This window comes from Lysobacterales bacterium (genome assembly GCA_014946745.1).
GTDB lineage: Bacteria > Pseudomonadota > Gammaproteobacteria > Xanthomonadales > Xanthomonadaceae > Aquimonas.
Window position 1 is genome coordinate 170,751 of the sequence record JADCRD010000003.1, and the last position, 23,761, is coordinate 194,511.

General features: G+C 65.5%; 20 protein-coding genes, 1 other RNA gene and 1 pseudogene. 15 read left to right on the forward strand and 7 right to left on the reverse strand.

Annotation, left to right across the window (positions count from 1 at the left end):
- Nucleotides 1-49 precede the first annotated feature (49 nt).
- Nucleotides 50-730, reverse strand: coding sequence for an HTH-type transcriptional repressor FabR (gene fabR, locus H4O13_16625; GenBank protein ID MBE5317021.1), 681 nt, complete (start codon nucleotides 728-730; stop codon nucleotides 50-52).
- A 65-nt stretch (nucleotides 731-795) separates the two neighbouring features.
- Between fabR and H4O13_16630 the strand changes: the two genes are divergently transcribed.
- Both H4O13_16630 and H4O13_16635 read left to right on the forward strand, forming a co-directional pair.
- Nucleotides 796-2,100, forward strand: coding sequence for an iron-sulfur cluster-binding domain-containing protein (locus H4O13_16630; GenBank protein ID MBE5317022.1), 1,305 nt, complete (start codon nucleotides 796-798; stop codon nucleotides 2,098-2,100).
- Entirely contained in the window at nucleotides 2,100-3,233 is a 1,134-nt protein-coding gene (locus tag H4O13_16635; GenBank protein ID MBE5317023.1) for an acyl-CoA desaturase, read from the forward strand. Before H4O13_16630 ends, H4O13_16635 begins: the two co-directional genes overlap by 1 nt.
- A gap of 241 nt (nucleotides 3,234-3,474) precedes the next feature.
- Here H4O13_16635 and H4O13_16640 read toward each other — a convergent pair whose 3' ends face one another.
- Nucleotides 3,475-4,812, reverse strand: coding sequence for an aminopeptidase P N-terminal domain-containing protein (locus H4O13_16640; protein ID MBE5317024.1), 1,338 nt, complete (start codon nucleotides 4,810-4,812; stop codon nucleotides 3,475-3,477).
- Between the two features lie 17 nt (nucleotides 4,813-4,829).
- Nucleotides 4,830-5,435: a UPF0149 family protein gene (locus H4O13_16645; protein ID MBE5317025.1), complete on the reverse strand. Its 606-nt coding sequence runs from the start codon at nucleotides 5,433-5,435 to the stop codon at nucleotides 4,830-4,832.
- A gap of 181 nt (nucleotides 5,436-5,616) precedes the next feature.
- Between H4O13_16645 and H4O13_16650 the strand changes: the two genes are divergently transcribed.
- The 8 genes from H4O13_16650 to H4O13_16685 all read left to right on the forward strand — a co-directional run bounded on the left by H4O13_16650 (nucleotide 5,617) and on the right by H4O13_16685 (nucleotide 13,196).
- On the forward strand, nucleotides 5,617-10,215 hold the full coding sequence (locus H4O13_16650; GenBank protein MBE5317026.1) for an EAL domain-containing protein: 4,599 nt from the start codon (nucleotides 5,617-5,619) through the stop codon (nucleotides 10,213-10,215).
- Nucleotides 10,216-10,242: 27 nt separating this feature from the next.
- Nucleotides 10,243-10,464, forward strand: coding sequence for a TIGR02449 family protein (locus tag H4O13_16655; protein ID MBE5317027.1), 222 nt, complete (start codon nucleotides 10,243-10,245; stop codon nucleotides 10,462-10,464).
- Between the two features lie 11 nt (nucleotides 10,465-10,475).
- Complete coding sequence (locus tag H4O13_16660) at nucleotides 10,476-10,796, forward strand: cell division protein ZapA (GenBank protein MBE5317028.1); 321 nt, start codon at nucleotides 10,476-10,478, stop codon at nucleotides 10,794-10,796.
- A 110-nt stretch (nucleotides 10,797-10,906) separates the two neighbouring features.
- Nucleotides 10,907-11,094, forward strand: a non-coding RNA gene (gene ssrS / locus H4O13_16665) — 6S RNA.
- Nucleotides 11,095-11,132: 38 nt separating this feature from the next.
- The gene (locus H4O13_16670) at nucleotides 11,133-11,729 is read left to right on the forward strand and encodes a 5-formyltetrahydrofolate cyclo-ligase (protein MBE5317029.1); all 597 of its coding nucleotides are present in this window, start codon (nucleotides 11,133-11,135) and stop codon (nucleotides 11,727-11,729) included.
- Nucleotides 11,730-11,753: 24 nt separating this feature from the next.
- Nucleotides 11,754-12,218: an EVE domain-containing protein gene (locus H4O13_16675; GenBank protein MBE5317030.1), complete on the forward strand. Its 465-nt coding sequence runs from the start codon at nucleotides 11,754-11,756 to the stop codon at nucleotides 12,216-12,218.
- Nucleotides 12,219-12,318: 100 nt separating this feature from the next.
- Nucleotides 12,319-12,951, forward strand: coding sequence for a ribose-5-phosphate isomerase RpiA (rpiA, locus tag H4O13_16680; protein ID MBE5317031.1), 633 nt, complete (start codon nucleotides 12,319-12,321; stop codon nucleotides 12,949-12,951).
- A 44-nt stretch (nucleotides 12,952-12,995) separates the two neighbouring features.
- Complete coding sequence (locus H4O13_16685) at nucleotides 12,996-13,196, forward strand: hypothetical protein (protein ID MBE5317032.1); 201 nt, start codon at nucleotides 12,996-12,998, stop codon at nucleotides 13,194-13,196.
- Between the two features lie 150 nt (nucleotides 13,197-13,346).
- On the opposite strand, the gene H4O13_16690 is transcribed toward H4O13_16685, so the two are convergent.
- The 3 genes from H4O13_16690 to H4O13_16700 all read right to left on the reverse strand — a co-directional run bounded on the left by H4O13_16690 (nucleotide 13,347) and on the right by H4O13_16700 (nucleotide 17,851).
- Nucleotides 13,347-15,470 (reverse strand): hypothetical protein, encoded by a 2,124-nt coding sequence (locus tag H4O13_16690; GenBank protein MBE5317033.1) that lies wholly within the window; start codon nucleotides 15,468-15,470, stop codon nucleotides 13,347-13,349.
- A gap of 362 nt (nucleotides 15,471-15,832) precedes the next feature.
- Entirely contained in the window at nucleotides 15,833-16,732 is a 900-nt protein-coding gene (locus H4O13_16695) for a hypothetical protein (GenBank protein ID MBE5317034.1), read from the reverse strand.
- A gap of 408 nt (nucleotides 16,733-17,140) precedes the next feature.
- On the reverse strand, nucleotides 17,141-17,851 hold the full coding sequence (locus H4O13_16700) for a hypothetical protein (protein ID MBE5317035.1): 711 nt from the start codon (nucleotides 17,849-17,851) through the stop codon (nucleotides 17,141-17,143).
- 351 nt (nucleotides 17,852-18,202) lie between these two features.
- Between H4O13_16700 and H4O13_16705 the strand changes: the two are divergent.
- From H4O13_16705 to H4O13_16725, 5 genes and pseudogenes are all read left to right on the forward strand, one after another.
- Nucleotides 18,203-18,454: pseudogene (locus tag H4O13_16705) on the forward strand (plasmid stabilization protein).
- Nucleotides 18,451-18,864, forward strand: coding sequence for a type II toxin-antitoxin system VapC family toxin (locus H4O13_16710; protein MBE5317036.1), 414 nt, complete (start codon nucleotides 18,451-18,453; stop codon nucleotides 18,862-18,864). Before H4O13_16705 ends, H4O13_16710 begins: the two are co-directional and overlap by 4 nt.
- A gap of 146 nt (nucleotides 18,865-19,010) precedes the next feature.
- Entirely contained in the window at nucleotides 19,011-19,292 is a 282-nt protein-coding gene (locus H4O13_16715) for a type II toxin-antitoxin system Phd/YefM family antitoxin (GenBank protein ID MBE5317037.1), read from the forward strand.
- 5 nt (nucleotides 19,293-19,297) lie between these two features.
- Nucleotides 19,298-19,729: a putative toxin-antitoxin system toxin component, PIN family gene (locus H4O13_16720; protein ID MBE5317038.1), complete on the forward strand. Its 432-nt coding sequence runs from the start codon at nucleotides 19,298-19,300 to the stop codon at nucleotides 19,727-19,729.
- A gap of 258 nt (nucleotides 19,730-19,987) precedes the next feature.
- Nucleotides 19,988-21,781 carry an AIPR family protein gene (locus H4O13_16725; GenBank protein ID MBE5317039.1) on the forward strand — a complete coding sequence of 598 codons (1,794 nt, stop codon included), beginning with the start codon at nucleotides 19,988-19,990 and terminating at the stop codon, nucleotides 21,779-21,781.
- 286 nt (nucleotides 21,782-22,067) lie between these two features.
- On the opposite strand, the gene H4O13_16730 is transcribed toward H4O13_16725, so the two are convergent.
- Entirely contained in the window at nucleotides 22,068-23,747 is a 1,680-nt protein-coding gene (locus H4O13_16730) for an AAA family ATPase (GenBank protein ID MBE5317040.1), read from the reverse strand.
- Nucleotides 23,748-23,761 lie beyond the last annotated feature (14 nt).

A 23,761-nucleotide genomic window follows, 5' to 3' on the forward strand; every position in this document is an offset into this window, starting at 1 on the left:
GCTCGGGCAATGTCCCCGCAGCGCACGCTGGCGGTCGGCCCGCCCGGGGTCAGTCGCCAGCTTCTCGCTCGGCCAGCGCGCGCGCGCCGGCCAGGATCATCCGCACCATCAGGCTCAGTTCCTCGATCAGCTCGGGGTCGCGATCGGGCGGGGCATCGATCGCCGTGGCGCCCATCGCGAACACCAGCCGGGTGATGGCGCGCGCCACCGTGCGCGGCTGCTGCAGGCGTTTGCCCTGGGCTGCGTTGATGCGCACCAGGTCCGAATGCAGCTCGTCCTCGAAGAAGCCGAGCTCACGGTCGACCGCGGCCTTGAAGGCATCGGTGCCGGCCGTGCCTTCGCGCAGCAGCACGTGCAGCAGGCGGTCGTCGGCGCGCACCTGCTCGATGAAGACCTCGATCGAGCTGCGCACGATGCCGCTGGCATCGCCGGCGCGTTTGCGCGCATTGCCGACGATGCGCCGCAGGGCTTCGCCGCTGAGTTCGATCAGCGCCACTGCGAGTTCGTCGATGTCGCGGAAATGGCGGTAGAAGCTGTTGGGCGCGATATCGGCCTCGCGCGCGACCTCGCGCAGGCTCAGCGTCGACACGCTGCGATGTGGGCCGATCAGGCGCAGCGCGGCGGCGATCAGATCCTCGCGGGCGATGCTGGGCTTGCGCCCCGGCGTGTGGTCGGCCGGGCGTGACGCGGAAGGAGGCAAGGCGCACTCCGGCTGGGGGCGGGGCGCCATCTTAGCCGGCAGTGTTTCCGCACAGATATCTGCACATGCGTGCATATATGCGTATAGTGCGGCGCATGCCCATCCCATCACCCACCGCCCGCCCGCTCGACACAGGCGCCTTCGATAGGGTGGGTCTCGACCCACCGTCGCTCGACGCCGGCCTCGGTCAAGCAAGCGCCATCGCAGCACCACTCGCGGCGCGCAACGATCGCGACATCGCCGGTCAGAACCGGCGGTCGCGCCTGAACCCCCGCCGCTGGCTGCAGCCCGCGGTCTTCGACTTCTGGGCGCGGCACTTCAATCGCACCTGGTCAGCCGAGCGCATCCTCGCCCGCGTTATCGAGCGCCGCGCGGCGTCTTCGCGCGCCACCACGCTGGTGCTGAAGCCCAACCGCCGCTGGCCAGGCGCTATCGCCGGCCAGCATCTGGACGTGATCGTCGAACTCCAGGGCGTGCGCCACCGCCGCAGCTACAGCCTGTCGGCGCCGCCGCGCGCGGACGGCTGCATCGAGATCACCGTCGCCGACGTCGAAGGCGGCCGGGTCAGCCCGGTGCTGGCGCGCGCGACGCGGATCGGCGATGTGCTGGAGCTGTCCGCGCCTTACGGCGGGCTCGTGCTGTCGTGCCGAGGGGCGCTGGCGCCGATCCGCGAGGCGCGTCCGTTCCCCCTCTCCCCACCCCCTCTCCCACCAGGGGAGAGGGGCTCACGCTCGCAGGATTCCATCGTCCCGGCGCCCGCGCTGCTGCTCGCCGCCGGCAGCGGCATCACCCCGCTGCGCGCGCTGCTGCTCGATGCGCTGGCGAAGGGCGAGGCGCGCGCGATCACCCTGCTGTACTGGGCGCAGACCCGCGAGGAGCTGTGCTTCCGCGAGGAGCTGCTGCAGCTCGCGCAGCAGCATTCGAACCTGCGCGTCGAATTCCTCCTGACCCGCGATCCCGCAGCGCCGGTCGCGCGCATCAGCGCCGGGCAGCTGCAGACGCTCGCGCCGGATCTTTCCCGCTGCGACGTACTGGCCTGCGGCCCGGACGGTTTCATCGCCAGCGCTCGCGAACTCTGCGCGTCCGCGCGCGGCTTCCAGGCCGAGGGCTTCACCGCGCCCTCCGCAGGTGACGCGGGGGCAGGCCCGGTGCGCGTGGAGCTGAAACGCAGCGGGCTGGCACTCGACCTGCCCACCGACCGCCCGCTGCTGCAGGCGCTGGAAGAAGCCGGGCAGACGCCCGCCTTCGGCTGCCGCCGCGGCATCTGCAACACCTGCAGCTGTGATCGCGTGGCAGGCGCCTCGCGCGACCTGCAGAACGGCGCGCTGCGCGACGAACCCTCCACCCCCATCCGCCTATGCGTGCATGCCGCCGCCGCTGGCCTTGTCCTGGACCTGTAATGCAGTACTCACCGCACAGCCGCGCGCTCGACGCCGCGCAGACCGAAGCCTTCGCCGCCGAGCTCGACGCCCTGCGCGAGCGCATGCGCGCCCAGCTGGGCGAAGCCGATGCGCGCCATATCCGACGCGTGTACGCGGCCGTGCGCTACACCGGCTTCGCGGGTCGCGCCCTGCTGGTGATCGCCGCGATCGTCAGTGGCCTCTGGCTGCCGGCCCTGCTGTGGCCGCTGTGTGGCCTCGGCGTGCTGCTGCTGGCGCTGTCGAAGATCCTCGAGAACATGGAACTCGCCCACAACGTGATGCACGGCCAGTACGACTGGCTGCGCGATCCGGTGCTGGACGGCCGCCGCTACGAGTGGGACATCGCCGGCACCTCGGACAACTGGCGCGACACCCACAACTATCGCCATCACACTTACACCAATGTGCGAGGCATGGACGAGGACCTGGGCTACGGTCTGCTGCGCCTGTTTCCCGAGCAGCGCTGGAAGCCCTTCTATCTGTTCCAGCCCGTGATCGCGGTGGTGTTCGCTCTGCTGTTCGAGTGGGGCATCGCGGTGCAGAACCTGCACCTCGGCCGCTACTTCAAGGGCCGCATGAGCAAGGCCGAGCTGCGCGCGGCCTGGAAGCCGGCGGCGAAGAAGATGCGTCGGCAGATCGTGCGCGACTACCTGGTGCTGCCGCTGCTGGCCGGGCCCTTTTTCCTGCCCGTGTTGCTGGGTTCGATCGCGGCCAACCTGATCCGCAATGTCTGGACCTGGGTGGTGATCTTCTGCGGCCACTTCACCGCCGATGCCATCACCTTTCCCAAGGACGTGCTGCGCGACGAATCGCGCGGCCAGTGGTACCTGCGCCAGCTGCACGGCAGCTCCAACCTGCGCGGCGGCCGTCTGATGGATCTCATGACCGGCAACCTGAGCCATCAGATCGAGCACCACCTGTTCCCTGAGCTGCCGGCCAACCGCTATGCGCAGATCGCGGTCGAAGTGCGCGCGCTGTGTGCCCGCTACGGTCAGCACTACAACACCGGCTCGATGCCGCGGCAGTTCGCCCAGGTGCTGTGGCGCATCCTGCGCCACGCGTTTCCCAGCCGCGCCCCGCGTCGAGAGGCCGAACCCCTCGCGGTGGCCTGAACCGCGCCGCGCGTCGCATAGGGTGGGTCTTGACCCACCAAAGCGCAGAAGCCCTCATCGCCACACAACGGCAGCGGCTCTACGGCCCGCATAGGGTGGGTCTTGACCCACCAGAACCGCGCGAGGTGGGTCTTGACCCACCGGAACTCGACACTCGCCCCGACGCTTTGCTTCAAGACCTCAGCACGCCGGATCCGCGCTGGAGCCAGGCCGCCGCCAGCGACCGGACACCTCGCCGCGCTCAGGCCGCGCGGGCCTTGAGCGCTTCGATCGCGTCGATCTCCTTGGGCACGCCGCCGGTCAGCAGCTCGTGGCCGTCTGCGCTGACCAGCACGTCGTCCTCGATGCGGATGCCGATGCCCTGCCACTTTGCCGCCACGCCTTTCGAACCCGGCGCGATGTACAGCCCCGGCTCGATGGTCAGCACCATGCCGGGTTCAAGCAGGCGGTACTCGCCGCCGATGCGGTAGTCGCCGACGTCGTGCACGTCGAGGCCCAGCCAGTGGCCGGTCTTGTGCATGTAGAAGCGCCGGTAGCTTTCGTCGGCGATGCACTGCTTCACGGTGCCGCGCAGCAGGCCCAGCGAAAGCAGGCCCTCGGTCAGCACCTCGACGGCAGCCTCATGCGGATCGATCCAGCGCTTGCCCGGCTTCACCGCGGCGATCGCGGCCGCTTGCGCGGCCAGCACGATCTCGTACAGCGCACGCTGCTCGCGGCTGTAGGTGTCCGAGATCGGGAAGGTGCGGGTGATGTCCGAGGCGTAGCCCTCGTACTCTGCGCCGGCGTCGATCAGCAGCAGCTCGCCGGGTTTGAGCGCGGCACTGTTGGCGCGGTAGTGCAGCACACAGGCGTTGGCGCCACCGCCGACGATGGGCTCGTAGCTGGGCACCGCGCCGTGGCGGCGGAACCCGTGCAGCAGTTCGGCCTCGATCGAATACTCGTGCAGCCCCGGCCGCGTTGCCTGGATGGCGCGCACGTGCGCTTCGGCGGCGATCGCTGCGCTGTGCCGCATCAGCTTCAGCTCGGCCGCGCTCTTGAACAGGCGCTGCTCGTGCAGCAGGTGTCCCAACTCCATGAACTCGTGCGGCGACTCCGCGCCGTGGCGGATCTGCGCGCGCACGCGGTTGACCCAGCCGATCAGCTTGAGATCGAACTCGACCTCGCGGCCGAAGTGGTAGAACACCCGCGAGCGGCCCTCGATCAGGCCGGGCAGGATGTCGTCGATGTCGCCGATCGGATAGGCATCGTCGAAGCCGTAGTTCTCGACCGCGCCTTCGGGGCCCGCGCGCGGGCCGTCCCAGGCCTCGCGGTCGGCGTCGCGCTCGCGGCAGAACAGCAGGGCCTCGCCGTGGCTGCGGCCCGGGATCAGCACCAGTACCGCCTCCGGCTCATTGAAGCCGCTCAGGTACCAGAAGTCGCTGTCCTGGCGGTACGGATAGGTGCTGTCGCGATTGCGGATGCGCTCGGCGGCGGCCGGTAGGATCAGGATGGCGTCATCGCCGGCCAGCCGCATCAGCTGGCGGCGACGGCGGACGAACTCGGCGGTGCGTATCGGTGCCGGGGCGCGCAGGGGAGGCATGGCGAATCCGTGCTGGCTCAGTGCAGGGTGGACTGGGCGGAGTCGGCGCCGTTCTCGCTGTGCAGCAGCAGCACGGCGACGCGGACGAATTCGATGATCTCTTCCAGCGCGCTGGCGTCGTCCTCGTCGTCCTCGAAGCTGAGCTCGGCCTGGGCGATGCGGGCGAGGTCTTCGAGCGCTTCGCGGGCTTCGTCCGACAGCCGCGAGGCCGAGGCTGTGCCGAGGCCGAAGCCGCCCAGGAAACCGCGGCACCAGGCGCCCAGCGCTTCGACGCGGTCGCCAAGTGCGGAATCCTCGTCGGGCAGCAGCAGCTCGAAGCCGTATTCGCTGTCGGCCAGCTGCGCGAGGGTGCTCGCGCGAAGACGGTCCAGCGTGCCGCCGGGCGCTTGCCGCGGACCCTCCACGGCGAGAGCGTCCAGCCAATCCGCGCCGGCCAAGCGGCCACCGGCCGAGAGCAGACCGCAGATCGACCCGTGCAGCTCGGCGGCGTCGATCCCGATGGCGGCCTCTGACAGCGCGCGCTCGACTTCAGGAAGGGAGGGCAGGGACGGCTCGGACACAGGACGAAGCACCAGTGCTGACGGCTGCGCAGTGTAACGCGAGCCCTCGCGGCGGCCGCGCATCGGCTGGCATTGGCCCTGCATGCAAGAGTGGAGAGCGTGTCGCGGAGTGCGCGAGCCGTCACGTTTGCTTGTTGGGCGTGCGGGCACTGCCTACACTCCGGCGCTCGGGTCCGGTCGCCGCCGCGGCCGGGGCGTCGCGCCGGGCGGGACGAAGGGTGCGGCAAGCAAGCACAGGACAGGCATGGCGCCGGGCGAACACAGCGCGAAGCGGGAGTCAGGCGGTGCAGTCGCCCTGCTGCTTGCCCTGTTATGCCTGCTGCTGCCCGTGCTTGCGCAGGGCGCGCGCCAGGACTACCACTTCCGCGTCATCGACAGCCGCAGCGGACTGGCGCAGAACACGATCAACGCCTTGCTGCATGACAGCCGAGGTTTCGTCTGGATCGGCACCGAGGGCGGCCTGCACCGCTACGACGGCTACGGCCTGCGCCTGTTCCTGCACGATCCGGACGATCCGACCAGCCTGCCGGAGAGCTTCATCACCGCGCTCGCCGAAGACGACGCCGGGCGGCTCTGGGTCGGCACCAACACGCGCTTCCTCGCCTCCATCGACCTTGCCAGCGGCAGGGTCGAGCGGCACCTGCTGGCGCGCTCGGAAGGCGGCAAGGGGCACCGCGATCGCGTCACCGGCTTGCTCCACCAGCCCGGCGTGGGCCTCTGGGTCAGCACCGGCCAGGGCGTCGAACTGTTCCATCCAGAGACCGGCCTGCGCGAGCGTCGCCTGAGCTTCGAGGGCGACATCGAAGGCAGCTTGCGCTTGGCCGGGCTGGCCCTGCAGTCCGACGGCAGCGTGCTGGTCGCCACTCACGAGGGGCTGTTTCTGTTCGCGCCCGGCGCCACCCTGCCGCGCCGGCTGGGGCCGAGGCAGCGCCTGCACGCGCTGGCCCTGCAGGACGACCAGGCGTGGATCGGCGCTGACGATGGTCTGTACCGCTGGCGCCGCGGAGAGCGCGAGCCGCAGCGGGTGTGGCCAAAGGAGGGGCGCGGTCAGCCGGTGCGCGCCATCGCGCTCGATCCGCAGCAGCAGCTGTGGCTGGCCCTGCACAACAGTGGCCTGGTGCGTCTGGACCCGACGACCGGCGCCAGCTTGCGCCTGCGCCACGACCCCGATCAGGAGCAGAGCCTGCACGAGGACCGCCTGGCGCGCCTGATGATCTCGCGCTCGGGCTTGCTCTGGGTCGGTGGCGAGGCGCGCGGCGTCGCCACCGCCCGCCCCGAGGGCGCGCTGTTCTCGCGGATCAGCGAGACCCGCAGCGAACTGGATCCGGTGCTGGTGAACAACATCCGCACCGTCCATGAGGACGTCGAGGGCCAGCTTTGGCTCGGCACCGAGGGCCGCGGCCTGGTCCGGCTGGTGGGGCCGCAGATGGCCTTCGAAAGCCACTACGCGCCGCTGCGTGCGGCCTTGCCGCGCGGCGGCGAGGATCCGCCGATCCGCGTATTCGGCATCGCCGACGCCGGCGACGGGCGGCTGTGGGTGTCCAGCGATCAGGGGCTGTTCGAGTACGACCCCGCGCAGCGCCGCGCCCGTCTTCGCGAGCTGCCGCTGGCGCCCGGCGAAGACCAGCCGGTGAGCGATCTCCGTCATCTGCTGCGCGCGCGCGATGGCCGGCTGTGGATCACCACGTTCAGCGATGGCCTTCTGGTCTGGGATACCGCCAGCGGCGAACACCGCTGGTATCGCCATGACCCGGAGGATCTTTCGACGCTGAGCCATCCGCTCGTCACCTTCGTGCTGGAGGACCGCGAGGGCACCGTGTGGGCGGGAACCCTGGAGGGTCTGAACCGCATCGATCCCGACAGCGAGCGCGTGCAGCGCCTGCTGCACGACCCGGCCGATCCCGAGACCTTGAGCGGCAACCTGGTCCGGCATCTGTTCCAGGATCCCGAAGGCCAGCTCTGGGTGTCTACGCACAGCGGCTTGAACCGCCTGCGCCAGCGCGCCGAGGGCGGCCTGCAGGTGACGCGCTACGGCACCGCGCATGGCTTGGCGACGCCGACGGTGTACGCGGCGCTGATGGATGCGAAGGGCAAGGTCTGGTTGAGCGGCAACAGCGGTCTGGCGCGGCTGGATCCCGACTCCGGCGAGGTGCTCCGCTACGAGCTGCAGGACGGTCTGCAGGACCTTGAGTTCAACGGCGCCTCGGCGCTGGCGCTGCGCGACGGGCGGCTGGCGTTTGGTGGCGTGCGTGGCGTGAACCTGCTGGACCCGCGGCGCGCTTCGCCCAGCCGCTACGAACCGCCGGTGCGCCTGACCTCGATCGGCGTCGGCCGGCGTCTGCAGCCGGTCGCGGGTCTCGACATGCCGGCCGCATTGCGCTTCGCGCAGGCCGAACAGGTGCTGCGGATCGAGTTCGCCGCCCTGGACTTCGGCTTCCCCGAGCGCAATCGCTTCCGCTATCGGCTGGAGGGCTTCGACGAGGACTGGACCGACGCCGGCACGCGCAACTCGGCCACGTACACCAATCTCGCCGCCGGCAGCTACACCCTCCGCGTGCAGGGCAGCAATCGCGACGGTCGGATCAGCCGCGAAGAAGCGGTGCTGCAGATCGAGGTGGTGCCGCCGCTCTGGGACAGCCTGCCGGCTCGCATCGCCTATGCCGCGCTGGCCCTAGTTCTGCTCGTGCTGTGGCTGCGCCGCCAACGCCGCGAGCGCGCGAGCCAGCGCCAGCTGCTGAGCGAACTCAGCCAACGCGAAGAGCGCCTCAAGCTATCGCTCTGGGGTTCGGGTGACGAGTTCTGGGACTGGGACATCCGCAGCAACCGTCTCTACCGCGTCGGCGCCGAGCAGCTGCTCGGGCCGGGCGCTGACAGCGAGCTCGATACCGAGGATTTCCGCTCGCGCGCGGTGCATCCGGAGGACATCCGCCGGCTACAGCAGATCATGCAGGCGCATATCGCCGGCCGCACCGAGTTTTTCGAATCCGAGCACCGCGTGCGGCGCGGCGACGGTGATTGGGTGTGGGTGCGATCGCGCGGCAAGGTGGTCGAGCGTGACGCCGCCGGTACGCCGGTGCGCATGGCCGGCACCGCCCGCGACATCACCGAGAGCCGTGCTGCCGAATACGAGCGCCGCATCGCCTCCGAAGTGCTGCGAAGCATGGGCGAAGCGGTGGCGGTCTGCGATCTTCTGCTGCGCTTTGTCAGCGTCAACCCGGCGTTCTGCCGGATCACCGGCTATGGCGCCGACGAGGTCATCGGCCAGTCGGTGGATCTGCTGCACAGCAGCCAGCATGACCCTGCCTTCTACCGTCAGGTCAACGAGACCGTCTCGACCGCGGGCCAGTGGAGCGGCGAGATGTGGCAGCGCCGGCGCGACGGCGAGGAGTACCTCGCTGCCGTCCAGGTGAACGCGGTCACCGACGCCCACGGCGAGCGCAGCCACTACGTCTGGGTGGTCAGCGACATCACCGACCGCAAGCGCGCCGAGCAGGAGCTGCGCTATCTCGCCAACTACGACACCCTCACGGGTCTGCCCAACCGCAGCCTGCTGTCGGAGCGCTTGGCACGCGCGGTGGTCCGGGCGCGTCGTCAGGGCACGCGGGTGGCAGTGCTGTTCCTCGATCTTGATCGCTTCAAGGACATCAACGACTCCATGGGGCACGCTGCCGGCGACCGCATCCTGAAATCGGCGGCGGCGCGCCTGCTGGCCACCGTGCGTCCGCAGGACACGGTGGCCCGTCTCGGCGGCGACGAATTCACCGTGATCCTTGAAGACGTCGAAGACCGGGCCGCTGCCGAAGACGTGGCGCAGCGGGTCATCCGCGCCTTCATCGCGCCGCTCGAGGTCGAGGGCCGCAGCGAAATGATCATCACGCCCTCGATCGGCATCAGCCTCTACCCCGACCACGCGCTGGTGCCGACCGACCTGCTCAAGTTCGCCGACACCGCGATGTACGCGGCCAAGGATCGCGGCCGCAACACCTACAGCTTCTACAACGAGGCCATGGACGCCGAGGCGCGTCGCCGCGCTTCGCTGGTGGCGGCGCTGCGGCGCGCGCTGGACCGCCGCGAGTTCTACCTGGTGTTCCAGCCGCGGCTCGACCTGGCCTCGGGTCGCGTGGCTGGCTTCGAGGCCCTGCTGCGCTGGCGCAGCGAGGAGCTGGGCCCGATGAGCCCGGGCGAGTTCATCCCGGTCGCCGAGGAGACCGGCCTGATCCTGCCGATCGGTGAGTGGGTGCTGCGCGAAGCCTTCAGCGTGCTCTCCGGCTGGCATGCCGACGGCCGCGCGGGTCTGGCGATGTCGATCAATGTCTCGGTGCTGCAGCTGCTGCGCGGCAACGTCGTCGAGCTGATCCGCGAGCTGCTGCGCGAGTATCCGATGCCGCCGGCCTCGATCGAGCTGGAAGTCACCGAAAGCATGGTCATGGCCAACGCCGAGCAGACCACCGCGGTGCTGCACGAATTGAAGAAGCTGGGCGTGCTGCTGGCCATCGACGACTTCGGCACCGGCTACTCCTCGCTGGTCTATCTCAAGCGTCTGCCGATCGACACGCTCAAGATCGACAAGGAGTTCGTTGGCGACCTCACCACCGACCCCGACGACGAAGCGATCACCGCCACGATCATCACCATGGCGCACTCGCTGGGCCTGAACGTGGTCGCCGAGGGCGTGGAGACGGTGGAGCAGCTGCAGTACCTGCACGAGCAGGGCTGCGACGAGATCCAGGGCTACTGGCTGGCGCGCCCGCTGGAGGAAAGCGACTGCGTGAACTTCCTCGACCACCACGATCCGGCCCTGCTGCTGGCCACCGCCGGCCTGCGCCTGTCTATTGACCGCTGAGCCCGCGGGCGCCTATCGTCGGCCGTCATGAGCACCCCCGATCCCGTCGAACAGCTCGCGGCCCTGGTCGAGCGCGTCGAGCGCCTGGCCGCGCTGGTGCAGCAGCTGTCCGGCGAGAACGTGAGCCTGCGTCAGGCGCAGCAGCAGCTGTTGGGTGAGCGCGCCAGTCTGCTGTCGAAGAACGAGCAGGCGCGGACGCGGGTGGAGGCGATGATCCAGCGCCTGAAGTCCCTGGAACAGAGCGCCTAGGCCATCGCCCGATGAGTGATCCCGTCAACCTGCGCGTGCTCGACCGCGAGTTCCTGGTGGCCTGCAAGCCGGAAGAGCGCGCCGGCCTCGTGGCCTCCGCCGAGCAGGTCGACCGTCAGCTGCGAGAGTTGCGACGCAGCCATCCCAGCGCCACCGTCGATCGTCTGGCGGTGCTGATGGCCTTGAACCTCACCCATGAGCTGAACGCTCTGCGGCAAGCGCAGACCGAGCGCGACGCGCGACTTGAGCGCAGCATCGGCGATCTCAACCGCAGGCTCGACGCGCTGATGCCGAGCGGCGCCCCCGGCCAAGCGCCCAAACTGCCGCTGTAGTTTTGCGGGCTCGGGCGCGCTCGCAGAACCCTGCGAGCTTCGTGCACGCTTTCACGTTTTCCGCGCAATTGCGCCGTCGCCGCGCCCTTCGCTGCACGCTACACTGCGGGCGTCCTCTGCCGTGCAGGCTCGCGGACCTTACTTTTTGCCTTGACCCTAACTAACGACCCCGGGAGCGCGATACCCGGGCCCGGCGTGCAAGTCCGCCCCGCAGCGGAAAGCCCAAGAGCCCGTGAGCAATCCCACCTGATCCCTGGGATCAAGGTCGTTTGGTCAGCAACTGCACGGTAGGGGATCTTTCCCCAGGCCCGACGCCGGGCAATCACGCTGCCGACCATGAACGCTACCGATCCGCGCGCCGACCTTCGCCGCGAGCTGCGCCTGCGCCGTCGCCAGCTGCCTGCCGCTGAGCGCATCGCCGCCGCCTTGGCCTTGCCTCAGCGCCTGCGTGCGCTGCCGGCGCTGTCCCAGCCCGGCTATGTCGCCGGCTACTGGGCGATGGACGGTGAAGTCTCGCTGCATGCCCTGCTGATGGGCCAGCCGCCTTTCGTCTACTGCCTGCCCTGCCTGCGTGAGGACGGCTCGCTCGGCTTCGCGCCCTGGCGCACCGGCGATCCGCTGCGCAGCAACCGCTACGGCATTCCCGAGCCGGATCTCGCGCCGAGCTCGCAGCTCGAACCCGAGCAGATGCACTGCGTGCTGCTGCCGCTGGTCGGCTTCGACCGCCGTGGCGGCCGGCTCGGCGCGGGCGGCGGCTACTACGACCGCAGCTTCGCCTTTCTCAACACCCGCCCGCGCCCGCCAGCGCCGCAGCTGGTCGGCGTTGCCTACGGCTTCCAGCAGCTCGACGCCTTCGCGGCCGAGCCCTGGGACGTGGCGCTCGACTACGTGGTCACCGAGCGCGAGCTGATCGACTGCCGCGCCGCGGCCTGAATCTTTCGACGGAGAGTGCAGCGCATGGCCTACTGGCTGATGAAGTCCGAGCCCGAGGAGTTTTCGATCGACGATCTGAAGAAGGTCGAGCGCGAACCTTGGACCGGCGTACGCAATTACCAGGCGCGCAACTTCATGTGGAAGGACATGCAGCCTGGCGACGGCGTGCTGTTCTACCACTCCAACTGCCCCGTGCCCGGCGTGGCCGGTCTCGCCCGTGTGGTCGGCGAGCCCGCGCCGGACCCGACCCAGTTCCAGCCCGACAGCGACTACCACGACCCCCGCAGCGCGCCCGACAACCCGCGCTGGTGGCTGCGCCACGTCGCCTTCGAGCGCAAGTTCAAGCGCGTGGTCTCGCTCGACCAGCTGCGCGGCGAAGCCGAAGCGCTGGGCGACTTCGCCCTGCTCCGCCGCGGCAACCGGCTGTCGATCCTGCCGGTCACCGACGCCCAGTGGGCGCATATCCTGCAGCTCGCCGGGGAAAGCTAGCCGCCCGCTTGCGCATCTGCGGCCCTGCAGGTCTTGAGTCTCGCGACAACCCGCTCCTGCGAATCCCCAATCCCGAATCCCCAATCCCGGACTCCCAGCCATGTCCCTCGAAGAGCAGAAACGCAAAGCCGCTGAACAAGCCCTCGAACACGTCGAGGACGACAGCGTCGTCGGCGTCGGCACCGGCTCCACCGTGCGCTATTTCATCGAAGGCCTGGGCCGCATGAAGTCGCGCATCCGCGGCGCGGTGTCGAGCTCCGAGCAGAGCAGCGCTCTGCTGCGCGCGCAGGGCATCGAAGTGATGGATCTGAACGCGGTGGGCCCGCTCGCGCTGTATGTCGACGGCGCCGACGAGTGCGACCCGCACCGACGACTGATCAAGGGCGGTGGTGCGGCGCTGACCCGCGAGAAGATCATCGCCGCGGCCAGCGCGAAGTTCGTCTGCGTCATCGACTCCAGCAAGCAGGTCGACGTGCTCGGCCGCTTCCCGCTGCCGGTCGAGGTGATCCCGATGGCGCGCAGCCACGTTGGCCGCAAGCTGGTGGCGCTCGGCGGCCAGCCGGTCTGGCGCGACGGTGTCATCACCGACAACGGCAACTGGATCCTCGACGTGCACAACCTGCGCATCACCGACCCGGTCGGCCTGGAGCGCGAGATCAACCAGATCGTCGGCGTGGTCTGCTGCGGACTGTTCGCCGCGCGGCCGGCGGACGAAGTCATTGTCGGGCGGTGAATGCGCTCGCCTCGCGGCGTCCATAGGGTGGGTCTTGACCCACCATGAGCTCGACACTCGCCTCGGTCTTGGCAATGCATAGGGTGCTGTCGATCCAGGCGGAAGTGATCGAACCCGCAACCGTCAGCGCGCCGGACCTGCGCTACCCGAAGGACCACAACGTTCTCGGCACCCTCCTCGCGCTGGGCGAACGGCACCCTAGTCTGTCGCCCGCGGACTTCTGGGCGAAACATGCGGGGCTGTGAGGCGGAGGCTGACACCGGACCGGCTCGGGATCGCTGGCGGGTGCGAGATCCGTGAACCGCGACAAGGATGCTGCGAAGCTGGACCTGACCCCGCTCCATGTTCGGACGGCGCCATGGTGGCCCCGGATTTTCATCGCTCACCCATAAACATCAGCGGGCGGGGATGGGCTGAGGCGTAATCCATCGGTCGAAGCTGTCGCTGAAAACTCCGTCCGGGGCGATCTTCAGCTGATAGGCGAAGGCCCCGACGCCAGCACCCACAGACACCATGTGCCTATGGTCGGAGATCCTGAGGCTCGTCAGGGTATCGTTGGCGGAAAGAAGACCCATTGGATCGCTTGCCGCGCGGACTTGGCCCGAGACCCCGTCAATCACCTTCAGGCGCGAATCCACGAGAACCACCAAGAAGTGAACGGAAGCCCCCTGCGGTTGGTGAACTCCAACCAACTGCCAATTCAAATCGACCGTTCGCAATAGGTCGCGGCTCGCCACATCGTAGAACTCGATGGATCTGGAGTCGAAGATCGCCATTTCAGCACCCGCGACGCCGTTCTCGATCAATGAACCGCCCGCGTTGCCGAAGCCTGGTAGTGACCACGTGAGTAGACGGGTGTCGACATCGAAGGCCCGCACTCCCAGCCAGAACACTCCGACAATGTTGCGGCTCCCGTTGATCTCGGTCAGGAACAGGCTGTTGCAGGAGGTCAAGGGCATTTCGACAGATTCCCAGAGCAGGGCGCCGTCAGCGAGGCGATACTCTTGGATGCGCTGCTGGTTGGTGCAAACAAACATCGAATCGGCCGTGCCGTCCCCGTTCCTGTCGAACGGCAGACTCCGCTCGAAGTACTGGGAGCCCGCAGCGCTTCCGTGCGTACGCGTCCACAGTCGGGAGCCATTTTCGCCGCGAAACGCCGCCATCACCCGCTGGCCGGCACTACGACCGGTTGCGATCAGGATCGGGCCTGCCTGGCCGTCGAGGCGTGTCGCATGAAGGTCCTGAACCTCAATGGCGCTCATTAAGTCAGGTGAAGCGAACGCTGGTAACGACCACGCGCCTTCGGACGATGACACCGCCGCCGCTCGCACGAGTCCGGGCAAGCCTGCCGGGAAGCTCCCACTACGAGAAGCTTGCGCCATCCGCACTTCATCGCCGGCCTTGAAAAGGGCAGCGGCGTAGGGCCCCGCCCGCACCGCCGCAATGGAATGCTCGAGTGCACCGGTGGCGGCATCGACGATCTGCAGGTGCGCGGGCCCAGCACCGTGGGCTCGGGGGTCCAAGAGCAGCGCGACCTCGGGAGACCCGTCGCCATCGAAATCACCGGCCGCGACGCGATACACGTTGCCGGGTTGGTAGTGCCTGCGAGCCTGACGAAGCTGGACGTCGAAGACTTCGGCGCGGCGACCGAACGTGCCAGCGTGCACGAGCTCGTCAATGCCATCACCGTCCACATCAACTACCGCGATCGACTCGATGTTCTTGTCACCCACGTCCCAAAGTGGCGACCACGGCGCAGCCTGGAACATGACGATCCGATGGTCCCCCGTCACGAACCGGGGAAGGCCGCTGCCAAAGCGCCCCGTTGCCATGGCCAAGCCGAAGCCGTCCTTGTAGTGCCACTGAGTGGCTTTGGTGGCACCGTCGAACACGAACCCGCCACCCAGAATCTCGAGCGCTGCATCGCTATCGAGTTGTGCGGTGATGACCGACGGCGCAAAGCCTGGAATGGTCGTCCGCCACTCCAGCGCCCCGGAATGCAGGTCGTGCACTGCGAGCGTCGCCGGGCTGCTGGCGGTCGCACTCACGATTTCGAGGTCGCCGTCGGTGTCGATGTCGGCGACTGCGACCGCTTGAGGTCGCCATGCCTGCACATCCAGGATGCGCAGCATGCGCAGGGGCCAGCCGCCGTAGATGAAAATTCTGCTGTCCTTGGTGAGGATGAGATAAGCCCCGGTCCTATCCCTGCCCGCCGCGACACCGATCGGCCAGTTCGCGTTGCCGGGTTCATGCGCAACGAGGCTCTGCTTCGTGCGCCATCCCAGCTGGGAGCCCGTTCCAACAATGCTGACGACGGATTCGTTGAAGTTGTGCTTGGGCACGACCACGTCCCGCAATCCGTCGCCGTCAAAATCAGCCACCGGAACGCTCCGGGTCGTTGCCGGCTCGTAAGCGGAGACATCCTTCTTCAACAGGTCAAGTTGGGCCTCTTGGGCGAAGACGACATCGGCTGCAACAAGCAGTACGAAAAAATGCAGAAGAGAAGAAGAGAGGCGCATCCGAGTTCTCATTGATTTACAGTTCAGAGCCCGCAGTTTAGGACGCCCACCCGCAAGGTCAAAGATTGCTCGGAGTCGACAGCGGTTCATTGCGCACGAGACGCAGCGGCCACCGGTCGGGCAACCGCGCTAGCAGACGCAGTCCGCAACACCGCGGTGGCGCATCCCCGGTCGAGGAAGGGAGGTCGGCAGGCGAGAGTCGTGGTGTGGTGGATCCCTGGCCGACCGGCGTCAGTCCGGGGATGTGCCAAACAAGACCGATGCTCGCGTCGTGCCAAGTGAGCGATGTGCGAACCGGGTCGCGGATGCCACGAAGCTAGACTTGGCCGCGACTCTGCAGAGCGCGTCGCCCGGGACCAACCTCAGCCCGCGGGCGAGTGGTCGTCCAGCGCCATCGGCTCGGAGGCGCTCAGGCGCGGCAGCTCGATCTTCAGATGGAAACTGGAGCCACCGGACGACACACGCACGGGCACAGCTGCCGTGGCCGCGTTCGGCGCCGCAAGGCCGGAACTGCTGGGCGGAAATGTTGGCCTGGGCAGGGGAATGACGCCACAAGGGTTGGGCTTGCGGCAGGCCCAGTGCTCACCTTCGACCGCGCTCAGGTGGATGCTGACCGCGCCGAGATCCTGCAGCTGTGCAGCCATTGGCAGCGGCGGCTGGAGCCACTTGTCGCCGGAGAGTACGCGCCTCGGCTGATCGAGGCGCGCATGGTAGTTGCCAGTCAGCACCAGCAGCTTCGCCTCCGGGTGGGCTGCGTGCGCTGCGCGCAGAGCGTCGGACATCAGCGCGTCACGGCTGCCCGTCTGACTGAAGAAGCCGGTGTCATCGAAGGCCAGCAGGCGCAGTTCCGGGTAGGTGCTGCGCAGCAGTCGCAGCTGCTCGATCAGCGCGAACATCGCCCGGCTGCGTCGACCGTCGCTGCGTTCCGGTTCGCGCCTCCAGAACTCGCCGTCGAGCAGTTCGCGCTGAGCCTGCCTCGATCCGTCGGAGGCCAGATAGGCGTCGAGCCGCGCCTGCTCCTGCGCGGGAATCTCCAGCGCCACGGTGAGCGCCCCGGAGTCGAGCAGACGCGCCGCCAACGTCCCGACCACCGCTGGCGCTTCGACGGTTCCGTGCAGTTCGCCCAGCACCAGCAAAGGCGCTTCGGCGTGACGCTCCAGAATGACCACAGCTGCGGCGTCGATGGGTTCGGCCGCGCGCAGCGGCAGGGCCAACGCGGCCAGGAGCAGCAGGGCGGACCCGCGTGTGGCATGGATCAGCATGTCGACTTCTCGGGTGTGAGGGCCTCGTTGATGTGGGCACGGCGGCTGCGCGTTCAAGCGCTCGCCACGCGCGCCCTGCAGTGCCCAACGGTGACCCGATTTCATTGCGCGCCGATCGCCCGATGGGCGCATCCGACGAGATCGAGTTATCGCCCGCATTCACTGGGCGCCGCTGGCGATGCGGAACGCGGGGGATTTTCGCGAGACGGAAGTGGTGCTGGGGGATTCTTGGCGGGGCTGAGCGCGGGGATGCGTCAAGACGAGGCCTGACCCTCGCGCTCCGTTGAGGGGATCGCAGGTTCACTCGACCTGCTCTCTGCGCGCGTTCTGTGATCTGCGTGGAAGGCACTGCGAAGCAGGACCTGACCCTCGTGCCCTTCAAGCAGGATGTGAGTCTCGCGTATCACGCTACCTCGCCGTCCGCAGGCCGAGCGCGATCGCCCAATCCCACTGCTGCAGGTCGACGAGCGCATCCCAAAGCCACAGCACACAGCGGGCTGCATCCTGCAGGCTCGCGCCCTCAGGCAATGCGCGAGCGCCGTCGAGAATCTCCTGGCCGAATTCGAGCGACCCGCTCGGATCGTCCAACTCAAAGCCGAGCCGGCCAAGGGCATCGCGCACGTGAGGCGGTGGATCCGGAAAGTCCTGGTCGCCCGTGTTCGACATCAGCAGGTAGTGCAGATGACTCGCCCGGACAAGCTCAGGCACCGGACCGGGTGCGACGCGCAGCCTGGCCAGCGCCGCACGCAGGCCGGCGAGATCGATCATTCGCTCCTCCAGCGACGCCAGATGGGAGTCCGCGCGTGAATGCTCGGCGATCACACGCCAGGCCGATGCATCGACGGGGCCATGCACCTGACGCAGATGCCTGGCCGCATAGGAAGCCATTGCGTCGATGTCGTCCGTCAGCGGGCTCATCACGAAGTCATCGGCGAAACCGAAATACCACCAGCGCCCATTGAGCTGAATCGACTCGATGCCGGCGACGTTGGCCGGCACCAGATCAATCAGCGAGGGCAGGCCTGCAGAAGCCCCGCGAACCCGATAGGCCCTCCATGCCGCCCGCAGCAGCACAAGGACCACCAACAGGACTAAAACCACCAACAAGAGAGAGCTCATGCACGACTCGCGTCTGGAGAAGCGCGCGAGCCTACATCACCGTCGTTGGCACGGCGGAGGCGCGACATGCGATTGACCGACGCGCAAGCCATGCCTTGAGGTGATGTGTCTGCCATGTACGGGTGCGGAAGGTGGAGCTCAGGCGAGCACGCTCAGGCAGCAGTGAGAGAGGCGAGGGCGAGTACCGCGATCGATCCAGGCGCCGAGGATCAAGGTGTCGGCAGTGAACGATGAAAGGGGCGCCGCTGGCGCTACCTGAATCTCCCGAACCAGAAAACCACCGCCCAGTCATCTCGATGGCAGGTCGCGTGCGGCCTAGCCTCCAGGGCCTCAAGGCACGAGGACAGCCCCATGGGCGAGCCCCAACTCTCCGTACGCAGCGCCCGGGCCCGCGATCTGGCGCACCGGCTGGCGCGGCGCGAGCAGCGCACGGTGGCCGAAGTGGTGGAGGGCGCGCTGTAGGCCTACGAGGCCGCCCAAGCAGGCCGTGAGCCGGCCGCCAGCTTTTACGCGCGACTCAGCCAGAGCTACGGGACCGATATCGATCTTGAAGCCGTGCTGCGCGAGCAGCGCCGCCCTGCCCACCGCGGCATCGAGTTGTGATCTTCCTCGACACCAAGGTTGTCTCCGAGACGCTCAAGTGCACACCGGAGCCGACCGTGCTGCGCTGGCTGGAGAAGTACGACGCCGAGCTGGCGCTGAGCACCGTGGTGATCGCCGAGCTGGCCTTCGGCATCGCCAAGATCCGGCCTGATGAGCGCGCACAGCGGCTCGCCGATGGTCTGGATGCTTGGCGCAGCCGCTTCGCCGGGCGCATCTTCGCGTTTACCGAAGAAGCCGCGCTGATCTATGGCGAGCTGATGGGCGAAGCCGCGCGATGCGGCCGCCCGATGAGCGCGCCGGACGGCATGATTGCCGCCATCGCCCGCATCCACTCAGCGCCGCTGGCGACGCGGAACGTGGCGGACTTCCGGGAGGCGGAGGTGAGGCTGGTGAATCCTTGGGAGGGTTGAGCGCGGGTAGGTGGCAAAACAAGCCTGATCCTCGCGCCCTGTGACCCTCGCGCCCGTGAGCCTCGCCCTCAGGTGGTCCTGCCGCACCGTTTGACCTTCGAGGCATATCGACCATACTGGTCATATCGACTTGCGGAGAGCCAACCATGATCACCGAAACCAGCGCGGTCGCGTTTCGCCAGAACCTCGGCGAGATGCTGAACCAGGTGCAGTACCGTCACGACAGCATCGTCATCAACAAGGATGGCAAGCCCGTCGCCGCCTTGGTCGACGCGCGGCTGTTCGCCCGCATCCGCCGCCTGCAGGCGCGCTTCGACGCGCTGTCGGCGCGTATCGAGGCGGGCTTTGCGCCGCTACCGGAGGCCGACGGCATGGCCGAGATCGAGGCCGCCGTTCGCGATGCCCGCGCCACCAGCGCCCAAGGCTAAGCCGCGTGGCAACGCTGCGAGTGGTGCTGGACACTAATGTGCTGCTGTCAGGCATCGCCTACCCGGCCAGCGTGCCGGGCAAGATCCTCGCCGCGTGGCGGCATGGTTCCGTCGAGGTGCTGCTGTCCGACTACATCCTCGGCGAACTGCGCCGCGTGCTGCCCAGGCTGGCGCATCGGCATGGGCTGAGCGCGAGTGAGATCGATGACTTGGTCGATGCGCTGTCGATCCAGGCCGAACTGATCGAACCCGCGCCCGGAAGCGATCTCGACCTGCGCGACCCGAACGACCAGGACGTGCTCGGCACCCTGCTCGCCGCCCTGGAAACGAGCGCTGCCGACTACCTGATCACCGGCGACAAAGACCTGCTCGCGCTTGCGCACAGGCACCCGATCATCACGCCTGCGGACTTCTGGGCGAAGCATGCGGGGGTGTGAGGTGGTGGGGTGTGCCCCGCGTAATCAGTCTCTGCGGCAAGCGCTGGATCTGTGATTGGGATCAAGGATGCTACGAAGCTAGACCTGACCCTCGCGCCGTCGATCACCTGAGTCCACTCGGCGCCGCTGGCGACCCGGAACGTCGCCGACTTTCGGGAGACGGAGGTGACGCTGGCGAATCCTTGCTTGAATTGAGGGCGGAGGTGTGTCAATAGGACATAACTCTCGCGCTTCCGTATAAGAGCTTGGAGGTCTGCAATGCGCTACCAGTTTTTTATAAATGTCCTTGACGGAATCATCAGAGAAGCTCCAGCGCGGTACGGGAAGAAGTATCCCCAACCCCCAGCAAACGCTGATCAGTTAAACCAGGCTCGGTCCCGAGCGCTGATCCATCTGTTCCTAAAGGTCAGATTCGGTCTGACTGCTTTTGAGGATCGAGAGCGGACCGTCACGGATGGTGGATACGATGGTGGCGTTGATGCTTACCACATCTGCCGCCAAACGCGGAAGATCTATTTGCTTCAGAGCAAGTTTAGGACAACCGAAGCGAATTTCGAGTCCAAGGAAATTACAAGCGATGAGCTAATCGCGATGGACGTCGACCGAATCACCGGCGGGTTCGAACAGGATGAGCTCGGAAACGAGTACTCTGGAAAAATAAAGCAGCTGCAGCGCGAGATAAGCGAAATAGCTGATATAGGCCGCTACGACTATGTTGTGGTTCTCCTCGCGAATCTTGCGAGTTCCCAAAGAGATCGATTGAGCAGGCTATTCGGGCGGCACTTGATTGACGTTTTCCCGGCTGAAAGAACCTACAGCGAGCTGGTCTTTCCGGTGCTAAGTGGAACGTACTTTACGGCCTCGGATCTCGTCATCCCAATTGATCTATCGAGCAAAAATGCAGGCAGCAAAATCAGCTATGAGGTAAGGACAAAATACGCAGATTGCGAGATCACTGTCTTGTTTGTTCCGGCAATCGAGATTGCTCGGATAATGCACCTATACAAGAACGCGATACTGAAATATAACCCAAGAAGTTACCTGGAGCACGAGGGCCAGTCCGTAAATAACGCGATTCGACAGACGGTAATGGACTCCGATGCGAACGAGCTAGCGCTCTACAACAACGGCATAACCATGTTATCTGAGGAGACCAACATAAACGAAAGAGTCGGCAGGCGGGCGTCAGCTCAGCTGTACGTTAGGAATCCACAAATCATTAATGGTGGTCAAACCTCCTTTACCCTAAGTCGGATCTACAGTGACCCCGAAATCGACGCTGAGAAGGTTTTCGGGAACAAGGAGATCATGCTAAAGGTAATAACGGTTTTCGATTGCTCTCCCGACAACAAGGGGCGCCTCATCGACGAAATCTCAACTGCAACAAATCGACAAACTCCAGTAATCGGCGCGGATCGATTCGCAAACGACAGTTTCCACTTGCGCGTGCAGAAGATGATATTCGATCGCTACGGGGTGCTTTATGAGCGCAAGCGAGGTGAGTTTGCAGACGGCGTGAGGGACGGGTATATCACCCTCCGCGTAGTCATTGAGAGAAACAGCTTCTGGCGCGTCTATTACGCAGCCAATGGAGACATCGATCAGGCGGCTCAGAAGAGGTTGTTCCAGAAGAACAACTTCAAGGAAAAGATCCTTCAGGACCCTGCTTCCTTTGACAGATGGGCGCAGGGCTTCCGAACCTATGCTCGAATTCGGTCGGTGCTTGGGTCGGGAATGCGATTCGAGCGCTCTCATTACGCGATGATATTCGCGTGTGTGGAACTGTCTGATCGTTGCTTGGAGCCAACTGACGAGGCGATCGATGCGATTCTATTCAGCGATGGTGGATTTTGGGATCGCTTTGTCTCATCGATTCGTGAGCGTTCAATCGCCGATCCCCAACTCTTTCCCGGGCTCTTGCGAAAGGGGAAATTCTCGGTCAACCGCTACTTCAAAATGCCTCAGTCACTTCGTGACGTAAAGCAGGCAGTGCGTCGCGAGCGCGAGAGTGGCAATCATTCGAATTGCGATCCAATCAGGCCTCTTCAATGAAATAACAGGGTGGCTGATCCTCGTGAACTGGTTGGGAGCAATTCGAGTGTCTAGTTGCCGCCCGCTGTGATGCGGGTGCCCCGATACGCTGATTCTGGGAAGGGAGTCAGGTTGATTTTCCCGTCACAGTTCATGAGCTCAACCCCATTGTTTGGCGACGAGGAACGTGGCGGACTTTCGCTAGACAGGCGTGGAGCTGGTGGCGCCTTGGCGGGGCAGAGCATGGGGATGTGTCAAGACAAGATCTGGCTCGCGCGCTTCTCATGCGCGCCTCTGCTTGCGCCCATTACATCTGATTGCGAATGGCCTCAGCTAGTTTTGCTAGACTCTCTACGTTGAATTCATTGGCACGGGTCAGTCTAATTGCTCTTTCCATAACTGAATGCTTTTTTAGCTGACGTCCTATTGTTTGTTGCAGCCACGAGTCCACACGCTTTGAGAACATGGATTGGGCCGGACTAGCGTTGCTGGTCGACCAAGCGCGGAAGCCTTCAGCTGTGATACTTTCGCTTGAGATATCGAGTGCTATGCACTCTTCGGCAAGGGCGGCGATGTATCGGTCGAGTGGCACTATCTCTTCAAACTCAGTTTGCTTGGGGAGTTCGATCGTTGGTACTCCTGCCTCTACCAGCTTTGCCGCCTCTCGCTTTTTGTCGCCGTCGAGAAAAGCTATTGGACGCCCATTTTGATCGCGAGCAAGCTTGCAGTAGTAAAAAATGCTGTCACCCCACCCACAGACGAAATGGCACGAATCGAGCAGGGATGACAGGTTCTCAAAACCAGAAACACCTTCTCTATCCAGTCTCCTCAGCAGAGGTGCAAGGCACCGAGCTTCTGTTTCCCCTTCAACGATAATGGTGACTAATCCGTAGAGGAGTGAGTCGCAGGGTGTAATCCCAAGACTAATCCTCGCCGCTTGGAAATTCTCCGAGTGCGAAAGCCTTTCGACTTGGCTAGTGCCAACATCACCGTTCCATTTACGGGAAAAGACTCTCACTCTCTCGGGATGGGCTGGATTGACCATGGCCGGTGAGTGGGTTGCGTAGATCACTTGAACCTTAGGATTCTCGGATATTTGCTCAAGCGTCCGGCGCACCTGATGCTGCGCGTCCGCATGGAGTGAGTTTTCGGGTTCATCCAGCAACACAATGCTGTGCTTTTCTGGATTGACCTCTGAGAGCAAGAACACCATAAGCGAAACTAGGCGTCGCACGCCCGCGCCCCTCAGGCCTAGTTCAGCGTAGCCTTGCACCGCATCGACAAGGCTGACGCCCAGTGTCTTTGCGCTGCCGCCGATCTCGAAGATTTTGAATTGATAATGGAGGGCTTTAGGGAAAAATTTGTCTAACTTGTTATTTAGTCCATGGATTGCCCGGTCGAGATGTTGAGCGCGCGCCAGTGGTGTGTTTTCGAGAAGGGCCTTTGGCTCAAACTGAGCACCAAACGCTAGTCTCAGAAATTGGAGCTCCGACGGCGTCGGATCTGCAAGATCAATGATGTCCCTGATGGAGCTCGCGGGATCAAAGATTGCCACTTGTGGCAGCTTTGCTACTCGAACGTTATCGGGCGAAATCTGCGACTTTGGCCGCCGAACTTCATAGACATTGTAGTCACGGCCCTTAATGTTGCCCTGGTAGCGGACCGAAACTATGTCACCTGCGCGAGGACTTCCTCCCACAAGTTTTTCGCGAATAGACGCTTCCGTGATCTCTAGCTCGGCGTTTAGTGACAAGTCAGGATCTGTATCCCATGTCCCTGGGTGCCTACCGAATCGATCTTTGTGAACATCAGACTCGGAGAGTCTTTGTCGCGCGCAAAGGATCCGAATTGCCTTAAGTGCGCATGATTTTCCCGTATCATTTGCCCCCGTAAAGATGGTGACCTTTGGATCGAGGTCAATCCGAGTGGAGGTGTAGAATCCGCCGAAGTGCCTAAGCGTTACCGCATTCAATATCACTGCTTTCACCCGCGTTTTTTGAT

Excerpts from the sequence above, each read along its gene's own strand:
- H4O13_16690 (MBE5317033.1), bottom strand. The coding sequence starts at position 15,470 with ATGCGCCTCTCTTCTTCTCTTCTGCATTTTTTCGTACTGCTTGTTGCA.
- H4O13_16685 (MBE5317032.1), top strand. The coding sequence starts at position 12,996 with ATGAGCTCGACACTCGCCTCGGTCTTGGCAATGCATAGGGTGCTGTCG.
- H4O13_16655 (MBE5317027.1), top strand. The coding sequence starts at position 10,243 with ATGAGCACCCCCGATCCCGTCGAACAGCTCGCGGCCCTGGTCGAGCGC.
- H4O13_16635 (MBE5317023.1), top strand. The coding sequence starts at position 2,100 with ATGCAGTACTCACCGCACAGCCGCGCGCTCGACGCCGCGCAGACCGAA.
- H4O13_16715 (MBE5317037.1), top strand. The coding sequence starts at position 19,011 with ATGATCACCGAAACCAGCGCGGTCGCGTTTCGCCAGAACCTCGGCGAG.
- H4O13_16675 (MBE5317030.1), top strand. The coding sequence starts at position 11,754 with ATGGCCTACTGGCTGATGAAGTCCGAGCCCGAGGAGTTTTCGATCGAC.
- H4O13_16700 (MBE5317035.1), bottom strand. The coding sequence starts at position 17,851 with ATGAGCTCTCTCTTGTTGGTGGTTTTAGTCCTGTTGGTGGTCCTTGTG.
- rpiA (MBE5317031.1), top strand. The coding sequence starts at position 12,319 with ATGTCCCTCGAAGAGCAGAAACGCAAAGCCGCTGAACAAGCCCTCGAA.
- H4O13_16650 (MBE5317026.1), top strand. The coding sequence starts at position 5,617 with ATGGCGCCGGGCGAACACAGCGCGAAGCGGGAGTCAGGCGGTGCAGTC.
- H4O13_16725 (MBE5317039.1), top strand. The coding sequence starts at position 19,988 with ATGCGCTACCAGTTTTTTATAAATGTCCTTGACGGAATCATCAGAGAA.
- H4O13_16695 (MBE5317034.1), bottom strand. The coding sequence starts at position 16,732 with ATGCTGATCCATGCCACACGCGGGTCCGCCCTGCTGCTCCTGGCCGCG.
- H4O13_16645 (MBE5317025.1), bottom strand. The coding sequence starts at position 5,435 with ATGCGCGGCCGCCGCGAGGGCTCGCGTTACACTGCGCAGCCGTCAGCA.
- H4O13_16670 (MBE5317029.1), top strand. The coding sequence starts at position 11,133 with ATGAACGCTACCGATCCGCGCGCCGACCTTCGCCGCGAGCTGCGCCTG.
- fabR (MBE5317021.1), bottom strand. The coding sequence starts at position 730 with ATGGCGCCCCGCCCCCAGCCGGAGTGCGCCTTGCCTCCTTCCGCGTCA.
- H4O13_16660 (MBE5317028.1), top strand. The coding sequence starts at position 10,476 with ATGAGTGATCCCGTCAACCTGCGCGTGCTCGACCGCGAGTTCCTGGTG.
- H4O13_16630 (MBE5317022.1), top strand. The coding sequence starts at position 796 with ATGCCCATCCCATCACCCACCGCCCGCCCGCTCGACACAGGCGCCTTC.
- H4O13_16640 (MBE5317024.1), bottom strand. The coding sequence starts at position 4,812 with ATGCCTCCCCTGCGCGCCCCGGCACCGATACGCACCGCCGAGTTCGTC.